Below are 14,631 nucleotides of genomic sequence, written 5' to 3'. Positions count from 1 at the left end.
CAGCCAAGGTGTGCCACCGTGAAATCGTCGAAGACCGCCGGTCGGCCCACCCGACGACGGCCAGGTTCTCGAGCCCCGAGGAGCGAGTCATGGCCGGTCACGGAACTGACGCGCGCAAGAGCGGCCCGGGCTCGGGGTACACCCCGCTGCGCCCCGCGCCTGCCCTGCGCTCCGCCGCCGCAACCCGTTCCGAGCGGCAGCCCGCGCCTCCGCCGACCCCGCAGGAGCGCGCCGCGCGCGGGAAGGCGGTACGCGCCGTGGTACCCCGCAGCGCCCACGGCGAGTTCGAGCCCTCGCCCGACCGGCCGGACCCGCTGGAGATCATCGAGAGCCAGTCGGCCACGCGCGTCGCGGAGCTGGTGCCGATCCGCTACGGCCGGATGCTGGAGTCGCCGTTCCGCTTCTACCGCGGGGCCGCCGCGATCATGGCCGCTGATCTGGCCACGACACCGCGGACGGAGCTGACGGCGCAGCTCTGCGGTGACGCACACATGCTCAACTTCCGCCTCCTCGCCTCGCCCGAGCGGCACTTGATGTTCGACATCAACGACTTCGACGAGACGCTGCCCGGCCCGGTGGAGTGGGACGTCAAACGGCTGGTGACGAGCCTGGTCATCGCCGGGCGGGAGAACGGCTTCTCCAACGCCGAACGATCCTCCGTCGTCCTCACCGCCGTCCGCAGATACCGCGAACAGATGGGCCTCTACGCGGGCATGCGCAATCTCGACGTCTGGTACGCCCGGCTCGACACCGACGAGATCCGGGCGACCGTGGACGACCAGCTCGACAGGACCACCCGCAAGCGACTCGCACGCGCCCTGGACACTGCGCGGTCCCACGACACCCTGCAGGCCTTCGGGAAGCTGACGGAGGACATCGACGGCGAGCGCCGGATCGCCCCCGACCCGCCCCTGGTCGTGCCGCTCGCCGATCTGCTCCCCGATGTGCAGCACCACAGGCTGGAGTCCGCGATCCGCGAACTGATCGAGCGCTACAGCCACAGCCTCCGCGCCGACCACCGACATCTGCTGGAGCAGTACCGGTTCGCGGACGTGGCCCGCAAGGTCGTCGGGGTCGGCAGCGTCGGCACCCGCTGCTGGGTCGTCCTGATGCTCGGAAAGGACGATGAGGACCCGCTGCTGCTGCAGGCCAAGGAGGCGGACACCTCGGTGCTCGCCCCGTACGCCCGCGCGAGCCGGTACACCAACCAGGGGCAGCGGGTGGTCACCGGGCAGCGGCTGATGCAGGCCGCGAGCGACATCTTCCTCGGCTGGGAGCGCGCGGTCGGCATCGACGGCAGGAAACGTGACTTCTACGTCCGGCAGTTGCGCGACTGGAAAGGCGTTGCGCAGCCACAGACCATGGAGCCGTACGCGATGAGCCGGTTCGCCGAGTTGTGCGGGGCCACCCTGGCCCGCGCGCACGCCCGCTCGGGCGACCGCATCGCGATCGCGGGCTATCTGGGCCGCGGCGATGTCTTCGACCGGGCCATGGTGCGGTTCGCGGAGAGCTACGCGGACCAGAACGAACGCGACCACCAAGCGCTCGTCGAGGCGGTTGGCACGGGGCGGCTCCCGGCCGAAGCGGCGTAGAGCGTCAGCCCATGGGGCCTGTCCCACGGGCCCTTTGGAGGGCGTGTTCGTCAGGGCTGCTGCTGCAGCTCCTCGTCGGTGAGGGGCTGCAGGGCGCCGCGCGCGTCCAGCCGGTAGAGCAGCGCCAGGGGCGGCCCGATGAGCACGACGGCGACGAGGGCGACGAGCATCAGCCAGCGCAAGGTGGTGTCCGCGCCCGCCCCTTCGGCCACGGTCAGCGAGGTCGGCACCAGATACGGGCGCTGGGCGAGGCCCCAGGCGAGCACGGTCAGCGCCACCGCGGCGACCGCGGTGACCCGGGACCACGTGGTCAGTCCGCGGGCGAGCAGCGCGGCGGTGGCCACGGCGCACACCGCCGCGATGACCACGAAAACGAGCCCGGCACCGCTGGTGAGCCCCTGATGGACATGGCTCGCATCGTCGCGGGTGACACGGAGGCCGATGAGCGCGAGGACGGCCAGAGCCGCCAGAGCGGCGAGGGCCCGCGCCCGGAAGTAGCCCACGAGATCGGCGGCCCCGAAGCGCCGGGCGTCACCGGCCAGGAACACGGCGCCGAGGAAAGCACTGGCCCCGACGGACAGCAGCCCGGCGATCACCGATGTGGGGTTCTGCCAGGCGTGTGCCGACGCCTCGGTCCCCGGTCCCACCTGTCCGGTGGCCACACCGCCGACCGCGGCGCCCAGGAAGAACGGGGTGAGCAGGGAGGAGACGGCGAACATCGCCCCGTAGACGCGGCGTCCCGCCACCCTCCGCGTCGGCTTGCGCAGGGCGAATCCAGCGCCACGCAGCACCAGCCCTACGGCGGCGAGCACCAGCGGCAGCCACATCGCGGTGAAGACGGTCTGGTAGAAGACCGGGAAGCCGGTCCACATGAGCACGAAGACGAAGATCAGCCAGACGTTGTTCACTTCCCATACCGGGGCCATGGCGTGGTCGATCAGCCATCGCGGTCGCCGGCCCCGGTCCGCGCCCCCGGCGAGCAGGTCCCAGAACCCGGCGCCGTAGTCCGTGCCGCCGCCGCAGACGTACGCGGCCACGGCCGTCAGCAGTACCCAGGCGACGATGTCGTCAATCATGGCGCGCCCCCGTGGGCGGGGCGGGCGCCGCCGTGGGACGGGGACCGTACGGTGTGCGGCTCTCCGGGGCCTCCGCCGGGCGGGCCATGGCGAAGCCCTCGTCCGCGACCCGCCAGCGCGCGCTCATCCTCCGCAGCACCGCGAGGAGGGCGCCGAACACGGCGATGTAGACGACGATGACGACGCCCAGTGCGGCCCACAACGCGTCGGCGCGTGTGGTGGTCACGGCCTCCGAGACCCGCATGACCTCGTAGACGATCCAGGGCTGGCGGCCGACCTCCGTGGTGATCCAGCCGCACTCCACCGCTACGACGGAGGCGACGCCGGCGCAGGCGGCGCAGCGGAAGAACCAGCGCGAGACCGGCAGATCGCGCTTCCGCCACCAGCACCACGCGTACCAGAGGGCGAGCAGGACGAGCAGGGAGCCGATCACCACCATGGTGTCGAACGCCCAGTGGGCGATGGTCGCCTGAGTGGCCGTCGGGCGGTGAGTGGCGGGGACGGAGCTGAGTCCGGTGACCTTGGTGGCGGGGCTGAACCCGGCGAGGATCGAATCGAGCTGCGGGATCTTGATGCCGCCCGTCACGCTGCCGTCGGGGTGCATGCGGCCGTAGAGGTATTCGGGGACATGGGTGTCGGTTCTCCAGACGAGTTCGGCGGCCGCGAATTTGACCGGCTGCTTGTGGAAGACCGAGCGGGCGATGGAGTCGCCGACCATGAACTGAATGGGGGCCAGGACGGCGGCGACGGTGAACGGCACAGTGAATCCGAGCCGGTGGTAGCGGTCCCGGCGGCCGCGCAGCCATCCGACGGCGTAGACACCGGCGACCACGAATCCGGCCGTGATGAGCATGGCGACGACGAAGTGCCAGTACTGCGGCCCGAACATCGGGGTGAACACGGCTCTGCGGAGGTCGACGCCGACGGGGCGGCCGGATGCGCCGAGGGTGAAGCCGCGGGGGGTGTTCATCCACGAATTCGCCGCGAGAATTCCGAAGGCCCCCATCAGCGCGGCGGCGGGCAGTGGCAGGCCGAGCAGGAAGTGCGTCCAGGGCTTGAGGCGCTTCCAGCCGTAGAGATAGATGGCGATCAGGATCGACTCGAGGAAGAACGCCCATGCCTCGACACCGAATCCGATCCCGAAGACGTCGCCCCAGCGCCCCATCATGCCCGGCCACAGCAGGCCGAATTCGAAGGACAGCACCGTGCCCGTCACGATGCCGACGGCGAACTGGACCGCCATGACGGCGGACCAGCGGCGCGCCAGCAGGAGAGCGACGGCGTCGTCGCGGCGCAGCGCGCGGTAGTGCATGAGCAGCGTGAGGCACGGCAGGGCGACACCGAAGGGCACCAGGATGATGTGCGACACGAGTGTGAAGGCCATCAACTCGCGGGCGGGCAGCAGCTGTTCGGGCGTGGCGGCAGACAGCACGGCTGCGGCGTTCAATTCTGCCCCGCGGGATCCGGTCGCCCGGCGGTGTCGCGCGGGGCGGCACCGTGCCGTTCCGCCTCGTTCCGTCCACCGCCGTCCGATGGTCCGTCGTCCGCGGCCGGCCGTCCGTCGGTGGGGCACGAGACGAAGGCGCGTTCCCGGCGGGTGCCCGAGGAGAAGGCGACCAACCAGGTGAGTACGGCCCCGATTCTGCTGCGGAAGCCGGTGAGGAACGCGATGTGGATGAACAGCCAGATCAGCCAGCCGAGGAACCCCGACACCCGGACCGGTCCGGCCTTCACAACGGCCCGGCCGCGCGTGATGTACGCGGCACTGCCGAAGTCGCGGTAGCGGAAGGGCCGCGGGGCCCCTGTCCTGCGCTCCACGCTGTGCCGGATCTGCCGGGCGGCGTACCACCCCGACTGCATGGCGACCTCCGCCAGTCCGGGCAGCTTGTCCAGGCTCATCATGTCGCCGACGACGCGGATCTCGGGGTGCCCGGGAATCGTCAGATACGGGTCGACGACGATCCGCCCGGACCGGTCCTGTTCCGCCCCGGTCGCCTTCGCCAGGGCGTCCGCGAGCGGAGGCGCCTGAACTCCCGCCGTCCACAGCACCGTTCCGGCACCGATGCGCTCGGTGGCGCCGTCATTCCCTCGTACGGTCAGGCCCGTGGCGTCGACGTCCGTGACCACGGTCCGCAGCCGCAGTTCGACGCCGATACGGCGCAGGGTGCGTTCGGCGCGCCCGGACAGCGTGGGCCCGAACGAGCCGAGAGCCGCGTCACCGCCTTCGAAGAGCAGTACCCGGGCGCGACCGGCGTCGATGGCGGAGAACTCACGCTCGATGGTGCGGGTCGCGATCTCCCGGATCTGTCCGGCCAGTTCGACTCCGGTCGGCCCGGCTCCTACGAGGGCGAAGGTGAGCCAGTGCCCCTGCTCCTCGGGATCCGTGCTCGCCTCCGCGAGTTCGAAGGCGCGGTAGATGCGGCGGCGGATGTCGAGGGCGTCGTCGAGGGTCTTCATGCCGGGGGCGTACCGGGCGAACGCGTCGTGGCCGAAGTAGGACTGCCGTACGCCCGCTCCCACGATGAGGTCGTCGTACGGGAGGGTGACCGGTTCGCCGTCGGGGCGCTCGGCGTGCACGACGCGGCCCGGGACGTCCACACCGGTGGCCTCGGCCATCAGGCAGCGCACATTGTCGTGGCCGCGGAGGACGGCGCGCAGCGGGCGGGCGATCTGGCCTTCGGACAGGATGCCGGACGCGCACTGGTAGAGCAGCGGCTGGAAGAGATGGTGGGCGCAGCGGTCGACGAGGGTCACGGCGACCGGGGAGTTGCGGAAGGCTCTGGCGGCGAACAGCCCGGCGAACCCGCCTCCGACGATCACGACATGACGGGGTGACACATGATCCTGCAACACGGCGCCCTCCTGCCGGTCCTGGCCCTCGTGCCGGTCCTCGCTCTCGTGACGGCCTTCGTCTCGACGTCCCCTCAGCCGCCGGTCGCGAAGCCGGGGAAGAGGGTCATGCCGCCGTCCACGAAGAGCGTGGTGCCGACGACGTAGTCGAGCAGGTCGGACGCGAGGAGGACGACGGCGTTCGCGATGTCGTCGGGGTCGCCGATGCGGCCGTACGGGATCAACCGGAGCAGGGCCTCCTGGGCGGTTCCTGTCTCCCAGGCGTCGCGGTTGATGGGGGTCTTGATGGCGCCCGGCCCGACCGCGTTCACCCGGATCCGCTGCGGGGCCAGTTCCTGTGCGAGGGTTTCCATCATCATCTGCACCCCGCCCTTGGACGAGGCGTAATTCACGTGCCCGGCCCAGGGGATGACCTGGTGCACCGAGCTCATGCAGACGATTTTCCCGGCGGAGCGGGAGACGTCAGGGACGACGCCGCGCCGCTGGAATTCCTTCACCGCTTCCCGCGCGCAGAGGAACTGGCCGGTGAGATTGACGTCGATGACCTTCTCCCACTGGGCCAGCGACATGTCGGTGAGAGAGGCGTCGCGCTGGAGTCCGGCGTTCGCGACGAGGATGTCGATGGTCCCGAACTCCTCGACCATGCGCCCGATCATGGAGACGACCTGGTCCTCCTGGGACACATCGGCCTCGTGGGCGTAGGACCGTACGCCGAAGCTCTCGATCTCCTTGACGACGACGTCCGCGGAGGCCCGGTCGGCGACGTAGTTCACGACGACGTCCGCGCCCGCGCGGCCGAGCGCGATGGCGGTGGCCTTGCCGATCCCGGAATTGGCTCCGGTCACCAGCGCCTTCTGTCCCTTGAGCAGGGTGGCGGGGATCTGCGGGCGGGCTTCGCGCGTGCTGGTACTCAACTCGTGTCTCCTCACCGGCGGAAAGCGGAGTCTCGCCGCATCTGTCCACGGTGAAGAAACCACGGGCGGCGGCGCGCGGCGGGGACCACGGCCCGGTGCGCGCGCCCCCATTCGCCCGCCTGGGCGATCGGCCTTAAGGCCAACGGCCCAACACGGGGGCAGCCGGCCGCCTCGGGCAATCAGGGCAATCGGTCGGGGCAGGAGGCCGGGGCAATCGGCCTGGGCAATCGGTCGGGGCAGGAGATCAGCGCGGACGGTCAGCTCAGACGGTCCGTGATGTGGTCGCCGACGCGCAGCGCGTTCGCCATGGCCGTCAGCGACGGGTTCACGGCCCCGATGCTCGGGAAGAAGCTGGTGTCCACGACGTAGAGGTTGTCGAGGTCGTGGGCCTTGCAGTGGACATCGAGCGCGGAGCTGCGCGGGTCGGTCCCGAAGCGTACGGTTCCGGCCTGGTGCGCGGTCGCCCCGATCGGCATGTTCTTGTGCAGATAGAGGCTGTGCGGCAGCAGATGGTGCTCGTGCATGCCGAGGTGGCCGAGCATGCTCTGCAGCTTGTGGCGCAGCCGTTCGACGCCGGCGGTGTTGTTCTGCTCGTCCAGCGCGAGGCGCACGCCGCCGTCCTTGTCCACGGTCACCCGGTTCTCGGGCGCCGGCAGGTCCTCGCCGCAGAGCCAGAAGTCGACTGCGTGGTGGGCGAGGACTTCGAAGGGCATGTCCGGCGAGAGGGCGCCTGCCCAGCGCGGGGCCTCGCCATGGATCTGATCGGCGTCGGACTTGCCGAGCATCTGGATACCGCCCAGCGGGAAGTCCCAGTCGTCCGATCCCAGGTACCAGTCGTTCATGGCGAGCGTCTTCTGGAACCTGGTGTCGTTCGGCTCCTTCGACACCGCCATGAGGGCGAGGTTGTTGTGGCGCATGTAGTGGCGGCCCACCACGTCCGAGCTGTTGGCCAGCCCGTTCGGGTGCCTCTCGCCAGCGGAACGGAGCAGCAGCAGAGCGGAGTTGAGGGCCCCGCACGCCACCACCACGATGTGGCCGCGGTAGGTCACCGTCGAGGCCGTGCCGCCCGGCTCACCGACGGTGGTGACGACATCGGTGACGGTACGTCCCGTGGGATCGGTCTCCAGCCGCTGCACATGGGCGTGGGTGACCAGTTCGACGTTGTCGTGCTCCAGGGCCGGGTCCACACAGATCACTTGGGCGTCGGACTTGCCGTTCACCAGGCACGGGAAGCCGTCGACCCGGTCGCAGCGGATGCACACACTGCTGCGGGTGGCACGCCCGTACTCGTCCTGGGTCAGGTTGACGCCGATCGGCAGGTGGAACGGGTGCAGGCCCCGCTTCTCCAGATCGTCGCTGAGCTGCTGGATCCGCGGCTCGTGCTGCACGGGCGGATAGGCGTACTGGGCGCTGGTCGGGCCGCAGGTCGGGTCCTCGCCGTGTCGGCCGTGCACGAGGTAGAGGTGCTCGGCCCGGGTGTAGTACGGCTCGAGGTCCTCGTACCGGATGGGCCAGGCCGGGGAGATGCCGTCCTGGTGCCGCAGCTCGCCGAAGTCCTCGGGGCGCAGCCGGAAGAGGGCGGCGCCGTAGAACTTGGTGTTGCCACCGACGTAGTAGTTGAGCTCCGGGGGGAAGGCGCGTCCGTGCTGGTCCTTCCAGAATTCGTCGGCGCGGTACTTGCCCTGCACGAAGACGGCGGTGGACTCCCAGTTGTCGCGCTCACGGGGCAGGTAGCCGCCGCGTTCGAGCAGCAGGATCCGCCGCCCCGAGGCAGCCAGCCGGTGCGCCAGGGTGCCGCCGCCCGCACCGGTGCCGATGATGATGACGTCGTACGTCCGGTCCTCTGCCACGGGATCCCCCTGCTCTCTCGCGGAAACGGGGACGGGGCGGACCGCGGTGGCCCGTGAAGCCCCTGCTCAGAGGGTGCGCCCGGTCCCCCACCCCCGCGCCTCACCCACCGCGGGTGATCCCGCCGTACGCGCGGGGACCCGGGCCGTCGTCTCTCCGGCCCGCACCACCTGCCCGGCGGCACGGGGCGGCACCGGCCCAGCTCCGGGTCGTGGCCGACGCCGACCACGTGCGAAGGGCCCGGGACGGACGCTGCCGCCGTGCGGACGGGCACGGCGGCAGCGTCGGCGTGGGTGGGTCCGGGGATGTCAGGAGGTCTGGGCCTTCTCGTAGAGGTTCTTGGCGTCGTTGCCGAAGACCGGACCGAACATCCAGGTCGTGATGAAGTTGTACTTGAAGCTGTTCACCGACGACTGCAGGCCGGTGCCCGTGCTCTCGTCGAACTTGGTGAACCACGGGCCGCCGCTCGAACCGCCCGTCATGTCACAGGTGATGCCGTGGTCCTGGGAGAGCAGGAAGTCCTTGAAGGTCTTCCCGCTGCAGTGGATGAACTTCTCGCCGTCGTACGGGGCCGCGGCGGGGAAGCCGAAGGAATACATGTCCTGGTTGTAGCCCGTGTTGAAGGCGACGCCCTGGCCGCCGACCACATCGGTCAGCTTCTTGCCCTCGAGGGGGCTGACGACGGCAGCGCCGACGTCGTAGTTGATGTCCTCGGTGGCCGTCCATTGCGGTGTGGCCAGCGTCTTCGCCGCGGCCCAGCGGCCGTGCGGGGCCTGTCCGTCGTGGTAGCCGGGGACGAAGACCCAGTTGGTGTGCCAGGCGCCCTGCAGCTTCACGCAGTGTCCCGCGGTGAGGACGGTGGAGCCGTTGGTGCTCGTGACGGCGTTGCCCGAGCAGGAGGCCGTACGGCCCTGGTAACTGAAGAAGACCCGGCCCGCGGTGGTGACCACCTTGCCGCCGCCGGTCCAGGGCCCACCGCCGTTCGGGAACGCCGTCGGGCTCGACCCGGACGGCCGGACGGGGGCGACGGTCTTCGCCTTCCCGGTGGGCACCGAGGAGGAGAGGCCGCGCAGGTCCTCGCGGCTGACGGATAGCAGGTCGAGCGGCTGGGCCTCGCGCATCCGCTCGGCCGTCCAGAACTCCTGGACGCGCTTCTGTGCCGCCGAGCTGTCCGCGGCGATGTGGACGGTGGACGGTACGCGTTCGGGGCCGGTGATCGCCGCGCCCGCGGGTCCGGCCAGTGTCCCGGTGGTGAGCAGGGCGCCCACGGCGATCATGGCGCCGAGGACGGATCGAGGCATGCGTCTCACTCGCGTACTCCTTCTGCGACGGCCGCGCGGTGTGGCGCGGGCGGTGGGGGACGGGCCGCCGGGTGAGCTGCCCGAGCAGAGCAGACGGTGCGGGTGTGATGTGCGCGCAAGGCAGAGTGCCAGCAGATCCGAGTGATTGGACAGGCTCATGTCAAAGTTGGCGAAAAAGATGACGCCCTTTCACCTGTGTTCGGATGCGGGCCCGGTCGGCCCCTGGAGCGTGCCGGCGGAATCCCGTGCGCTCGCCGCGCGCCCGGCCTTCCCAGCGGCCATGCTGGTCCCGTCGGCCGGTCGGCGCAGGTGGCGACGGCGGCGAGAACGACGAGGAGGCGAGTGCGATGCCCGGCAGGAAGACGCCCGGAGGCGAGACGTCCGGCAAGACCTCCGGCCAGGATTCACGGGACACGCAGGACTCACGGCACACGCAGGACACGCGGGGCGCGGAGCAGGGCGCACAGCAGCCCGCGCCGCCCGGGGGACGCGGCCACGCCCGCCTCTCCAAGTCGCTCTACGAGAAGGAGTTGCTGCGCCTGCAGACGGAGATGGTCCGGCTGCAGGAGTGGGTACGCGTCGAGGGCGCCCGGCTCGTGGTCGTCTTCGAGGGGCGTGACGCGGCGGGCAAGGGCGGCACCATCAAACGGCTCGCCGAGCACCTCAATCCGCGCGTCGCCCGGACCGCCGCCCTGCCCGTGCCCACCGAGCGCGAGCGCACCCAGTGGTACTTCCAGCGCTATGTCGCGCACCTCCCGGCCGCGGGCGAGATCGTGCTGTTCGACCGCAGCTGGTACAACCGCGCCGGTGTCGAGCGCGTGATGGGCTTCTGCACCCCGGAGGAGCACCAGCTCTTCCTGCGCCAGTGCCCGATCTTCGAGCGGATGCTCGTCGAGGACGGGATCCTGCTGCGCAAGTACTGGTTCTCGGTGAGCGACACCGAGCAGGAACGGCGGTTCCGCAAGCGGCTGGACGACCCCACGCGGCGCTGGAAGCTCTCCGCGATGGACCTGGAGTCGATCACCCGCTGGGAGGCGTACTCGCGGGCCAAGGACGAGATGTTCGTGCACACCGACGTCCCCGAGTCGCCGTGGTACGTGGTGGAGAGCGACGACAAACGCTCCGCCCGTCTGAACATGCTCGCCCACCTGCTGTCGAGCGTGCCGTACGGCGCCGTCGCCCAGCCGGATCTGCGGCTGCCGCCCCGCCCGGCGTCCACCGGCTACGAGCGTCCGCCCAGGGAACTGCAGACGTACGTCCCCGATCACGCCGCCACGCTCGAGGACCGGGCGGATTAGGGCCCGTCGTCATCAAGGCGTACGCCGGTCACGGAGCCCGCGAAGCCATCAACCGGCGTGGCCGGGGCGCCCGGTGGAGCGTCCACCGCCGTCACTGCTCGCACCGCCATCCACCGCGCGCCGCCACCGTCGGTGCGCCGTCACCCCCCGTGCGCCTCGTCACCCCTCAGGCCTTCACCGCGCCTCGTCACCTCTCAGGCCTTCACCGCGCCTCGTCGCCCCTCGGCCCCTCACCCTCGGCCCGTCACCCTCGGCCCGGGACCCTCGGCCCGTCACCCTCGGCCCGCCACCCTCGGCCCGGGACCCCTCGGCCCGTCACCCTCGGTCCGGGACCCCTCGGCCCGCCACCCTCGGGCCGTCAGTCACCTCTCGCGCCGTCACTCCTCGCGGAGCCGGCGGGACCAGTGGGGCTCCAGCAGCTCCCACTCGGCGTCCCACTGCGCGTAACGGTGCCGGTCGAGCACCCAGCGCAGGCCGCTCCGCGCGCCGATCGCCAGCACGACGACCGCCCCGGCGGTCACGCCGCCCGCCGCCCATGCGGTCACGGCCGCCGACTCGGAGGTCATGGGCGGCGTGGTGACGCCGCCGCCGCGGTCGACCCAGATCCGGACGGTGGAGTCCTTGTGCGCGTCCGGCGGCACCCGTGCCGTACCGGTGCGCTGCGTGCCGTCCTTCTCCGTCCAGCCGACGCGCGCATGGTGCAGATCGTCCCCGGTGTCGGGCTCTGCGGCTCCGACGACGTCGGGGTCCGAGGTCAGACGGGCGGTGACCTGGTGGCGTTCGGCCTCCTGTGCATGCACGGTGCGCATCTCGGACGCGTGGACCGCCATGCCGGCCGCAAGAGCCGCCGTCGGAAGCCCCAGGACGAACAGCAGCAGGATCAGCCTGCCCACCCACGCCTGGACCCGGTCGGAGCGTCTGACGAGGGGGTTCGGTCCCTGGTGCGGGTCCTCGTGGCCGCCCGAATGCCCCTTCCCGAAGGGGCCGGGTCCTGACGCGTACGGCGGTCCCTCGGCGTTCATCGGCTCGCCTCCCCCAGCAGTCGGGGCACGATGTCTCCACTTCCCACGGTCCGTCGCGGGCGGGCAGGCGTCACGGGGCCGAAGGTCCCGCAGGGGCGGCCACCCGGTCCGCCACGCCTCCGGTGGCGGACCGGGGGCCCCGCCGCGAACTCCCCCCGCGCCGTCCATCACCTCGCCGGTCGCGGTACACGCACCGACGACCAGGACAAACGGTGCCGCCAGTGCTGTCTGCGGCCCCGGTTCCCGCGTACGGCCGCCCGCGCGGCCCGCTCCTGCGGGGTGCCGTCCGGCCACGACCGCCGCGGCGGCCCGGTCCCGATCCGGGAGGTCCCGGCCGCTGATCAGGTGGCCCGCCGGGCCGTACGGCAGGCGACGGGGGCCGAACGTCCCTGTCGCCGCCACGGGGGTGCACAGCACGCTGGAAGGACGCGGATCAGTCCGCCGTCCTCTCCCGCTTCGCTTCGAGACGGAGGCCATCACCATGGAGCGAATCGTCACCGTCGGACTCGACGGTTCATCCGAGAGCCTGGATGCCGCCCGATGGGCTGCGGACGAAGCGGCGCGGCGCAGGTACACCCTGCGCCTGATGCACGCCTGGGTCCTGCTGGCGGAGGACGAGAACCACGCCCCGTCGAAGAACGAGCAGAACTACTGGGCGGAACGGATCGTGCACGACGCGCACGCCGAGGTCCGCCGGCGCAACCCCGACCTGCCGGTCATCGAGGAACTCGTCGCCGGGCAGGCCGTGCCCTCGCTCATGCGGGCCCTTTCGGGGTCCGAGATGCTCGTGCTCGGTTCACGCGGGATGGGCACCATCGAGAGCTTCCTCCTCGGCGACACAAGCCTCGGCATCGTGGCACGTGCGAACCGGCCCGTAGCGCTGGTACGCCGCGGTCTGGGCATGGTGGAGCGGCCCGGTTCGGAACCGGGACGAGTCGTCGTCGGGCTGGAGCTCGGGCACTCGACCGACACCCTGCTCGACTTCGCACTCTCCGACGCAGCGGCGCGGGGCGTCCCCCTGGAGGTCGTGAACGCGTACGGGCACGGGATCCACCGGCACCGGAACGGGAACGGAAACGCGGCCCGCCGCCTCGGCAAGGACATGCAGAAGAGGCTGGACGATGCGATCGAGCCCTGGCGGGAGAAGTTCTCCGGGGTCGACGTGATCGACACCGTACGGCACGAGAGCCCCGCCAAGGCGATGGTGCACGCCGCCCAGGGCGCCGACCTGCTGGTCGTGGGCCGCAGGCTGCACCGCGCCCCCATGGCGGCGCGCATCGGCAATGTGGCACACGCCGCGCTGCACCACGCGCCCTGCCCCGTCGCCATCGTGCCGTACGACTGACCCGGCCCGTACGACTGGACCTGCCCGTACGACCGTCCCGCCCGCCCGCGACTCGGCCGGGGTGCCGCGGGGGCGTGGGGATGCGGGGCGCCCCGGTCGACGTCACCGCGGCCGGGCCTTCGGGGCCCGGCCGCGGTGCACGGACATGGGGCACCCGGCACCCGGCACCCGGCACCGGCACCGGCACCGGCACCGGCACCGCTCAACTGCCGTACCGACTCCGGGCGTTGCACCGCCCGCAGACGCGACGCAGCAGGTCGTCCTGCCCCTCAGCGGCGGGCCGGCCGGTCGCGCATGTCCGCTGCGGCGTGCAGGATCAGCTCCAGCAGGCCCAGTGCCGTGCAGCTTCCGACGTCCGTATCGGCGTCCGCGCCGGTGTCCGCCTCGCCGGACTCCGGCCGCCCGGCCGTCCGAGGGTCCGCCTCCGGCTCCGCCTCGCCGCCGAGGGCGAGCCGGAACCGGCGCAGGTCGCGGCTGCCGTCCGTGCCGCCCGCCGGTACGTAGTGCCCGAACATGTCCCCGCCCGCGTCAGTTTCTGATCTCGCAGATGACCGCACCCGAGGTGACACACGCCCCGACTTCGGCCGTCAAGTCCTTGACCACACCCGAGCAGTGAGCACTGAGCGGCTGTTCGGTCTTCATGGCCTCCAGGACCACGACGAGGTCACCCTCGTTGACGTACTGGCCTTCCTCGACGGCGACCTTGACGATCGTGCCCTGCATAGGGGAGGCGAGGGCGAAGCCGGAGAGCGCCGATCGCGTCTTGCCCGCCGGCAGGCGTCTGGGAGGAGGCGGGGCTTCCGGGAGCGGTGCGACCGCGGCGGCGGCCGCGGCAAGGGTGGCGAGTCCCTCGGGGAAACTCACCTCCAAACGCTTGCTGCCGACTTCGACGACGAGGTGCTCCCGCGTTCCGGATCCGGCTTCCCCGGCCTCGCCCCCGGTGTCGCCAACCGGTGCCGTGAACGGCTCGATCCCACCCGCGAACTCGGTCTCGATCCAGCGGGTGTGGATGGTGAACGGCCCCGCGGAGCCGCCCGGTTCGGGGGCGAACGCCGGGTCCTCGACCACCGCGCGGTGGAAGGGCAGCACCGTCGGCAGGCCCTCGACACGGAGCTCCGCCAGGGCACGTGCGGCGCGCTGCAGCGCCTGCTGCCGGGTGGCGCCGCTGACGATGAGCTTCGCCAGCAGGGAGTCCCAGGCCGGGCCGATGACTGTACCCGCTTCTACGCCGGGGTCCAGGCGGACGCCGGGCCCCGTCGGCGGCTCGAATACGGTGACCCTGCCGGGCGTGGGAAGGAAGTTGCGGCCGGGGTCCTCGCCGTTGATGCGGAACTCGAAGGAGTGGCCTCGGACCGGCGGGTCGGTGTAGCCCAGTTCCTCGCCGT

General features: G+C 71.4%; 12 protein-coding genes. 3 read left to right on the top strand and 9 right to left on the bottom strand.

Annotated elements, in window-relative coordinates; all coding sequences use genetic code 11:
- The first annotated feature begins 89 nt into the window (after positions 1–89).
- Positions 90–1,592: a DUF2252 domain-containing protein gene (locus AB0M26_RS15050; RefSeq protein WP_365260198.1), complete on the top strand. Its 1,503-nt coding sequence runs from the start codon at positions 90–92 to the stop codon at positions 1,590–1,592.
- Positions 1,593–1,642: 50 nt separating this feature from the next.
- Here AB0M26_RS15050 and AB0M26_RS15045 read toward each other — a convergent pair whose 3' ends face one another.
- From AB0M26_RS15045 to AB0M26_RS15020, 6 genes are all read right to left on the bottom strand, one after another.
- Positions 1,643–2,668 (bottom strand): cytochrome d ubiquinol oxidase subunit II, encoded by a 1,026-nt coding sequence (locus tag AB0M26_RS15045; protein ID WP_365260195.1) that lies wholly within the window; start codon positions 2,666–2,668, stop codon positions 1,643–1,645.
- Entirely contained in the window at positions 2,661–4,100 is a 1,440-nt protein-coding gene (locus AB0M26_RS15040; protein ID WP_365260193.1) for a cytochrome ubiquinol oxidase subunit I, read from the bottom strand. Before AB0M26_RS15040 ends, AB0M26_RS15045 begins: the two co-directional genes overlap by 8 nt.
- Positions 4,101–4,111: 11 nt before the next feature.
- Positions 4,112–5,521, bottom strand: coding sequence for an NAD(P)/FAD-dependent oxidoreductase (locus AB0M26_RS15035; protein ID WP_365260190.1), 1,410 nt, complete (start codon positions 5,519–5,521; stop codon positions 4,112–4,114).
- Positions 5,522–5,592: 71 nt separating this feature from the next.
- Positions 5,593–6,432 (bottom strand): SDR family oxidoreductase, encoded by an 840-nt coding sequence (locus tag AB0M26_RS15030; RefSeq protein WP_365260188.1) that lies wholly within the window; start codon positions 6,430–6,432, stop codon positions 5,593–5,595.
- Between the two features lie 257 nt (positions 6,433–6,689).
- Positions 6,690–8,282: a GMC family oxidoreductase gene (locus AB0M26_RS15025; protein ID WP_365260185.1), complete on the bottom strand. Its 1,593-nt coding sequence runs from the start codon at positions 8,280–8,282 to the stop codon at positions 6,690–6,692.
- Between the two features lie 306 nt (positions 8,283–8,588).
- On the bottom strand, positions 8,589–9,581 hold the full coding sequence (locus AB0M26_RS15020) for a peptidase (protein ID WP_365260479.1): 993 nt from the start codon (positions 9,579–9,581) through the stop codon (positions 8,589–8,591).
- A gap of 347 nt (positions 9,582–9,928) precedes the next feature.
- Between AB0M26_RS15020 and ppk2 the strand changes: the two genes are divergently transcribed.
- Positions 9,929–10,879, top strand: a complete 951-nt coding sequence (gene ppk2, locus AB0M26_RS15015; protein WP_365260182.1) for a polyphosphate kinase 2 — start codon at positions 9,929–9,931, stop codon at positions 10,877–10,879.
- 377 nt (positions 10,880–11,256) lie between these two features.
- On the opposite strand, the gene AB0M26_RS15010 is transcribed toward ppk2, so the two are convergent.
- The gene (locus AB0M26_RS15010) at positions 11,257–11,901 is read right to left on the bottom strand and encodes a hypothetical protein (RefSeq protein WP_365260179.1); all 645 of its coding nucleotides are present in this window, start codon (positions 11,899–11,901) and stop codon (positions 11,257–11,259) included.
- A gap of 481 nt (positions 11,902–12,382) precedes the next feature.
- Here AB0M26_RS15010 and AB0M26_RS15005 point away from each other — a divergent pair, with 481 nt between their 5' ends.
- Entirely contained in the window at positions 12,383–13,246 is an 864-nt protein-coding gene (locus AB0M26_RS15005; protein WP_365260176.1) for a universal stress protein, read from the top strand.
- A 269-nt stretch (positions 13,247–13,515) separates the two neighbouring features.
- Here the strand turns inward: AB0M26_RS15005 and AB0M26_RS15000 are convergent, their stop codons facing one another.
- Both AB0M26_RS15000 and AB0M26_RS14995 read right to left on the bottom strand, forming a co-directional pair.
- A complete protein-coding gene (locus tag AB0M26_RS15000; RefSeq protein ID WP_365260173.1) occupies positions 13,516–13,761 on the bottom strand; it encodes a hypothetical protein in 246 nt (81 codons plus the stop codon).
- A gap of 13 nt (positions 13,762–13,774) precedes the next feature.
- The coding region (locus AB0M26_RS14995; protein ID WP_365260170.1) for a biotin/lipoyl-containing protein at positions 13,775–14,631 on the bottom strand (857 nt) is incomplete at its 5' end.

Origin of the sequence: Streptomyces sp. NPDC051776, from assembly GCF_040681345.1 — a bacterium.
GTDB lineage: Bacteria > Actinomycetota > Actinomycetes > Streptomycetales > Streptomycetaceae > Streptomyces.
Note: the sequence above shows the minus strand (reverse complement) of the source record. Positions and strands in the feature narration are given on the sequence as shown.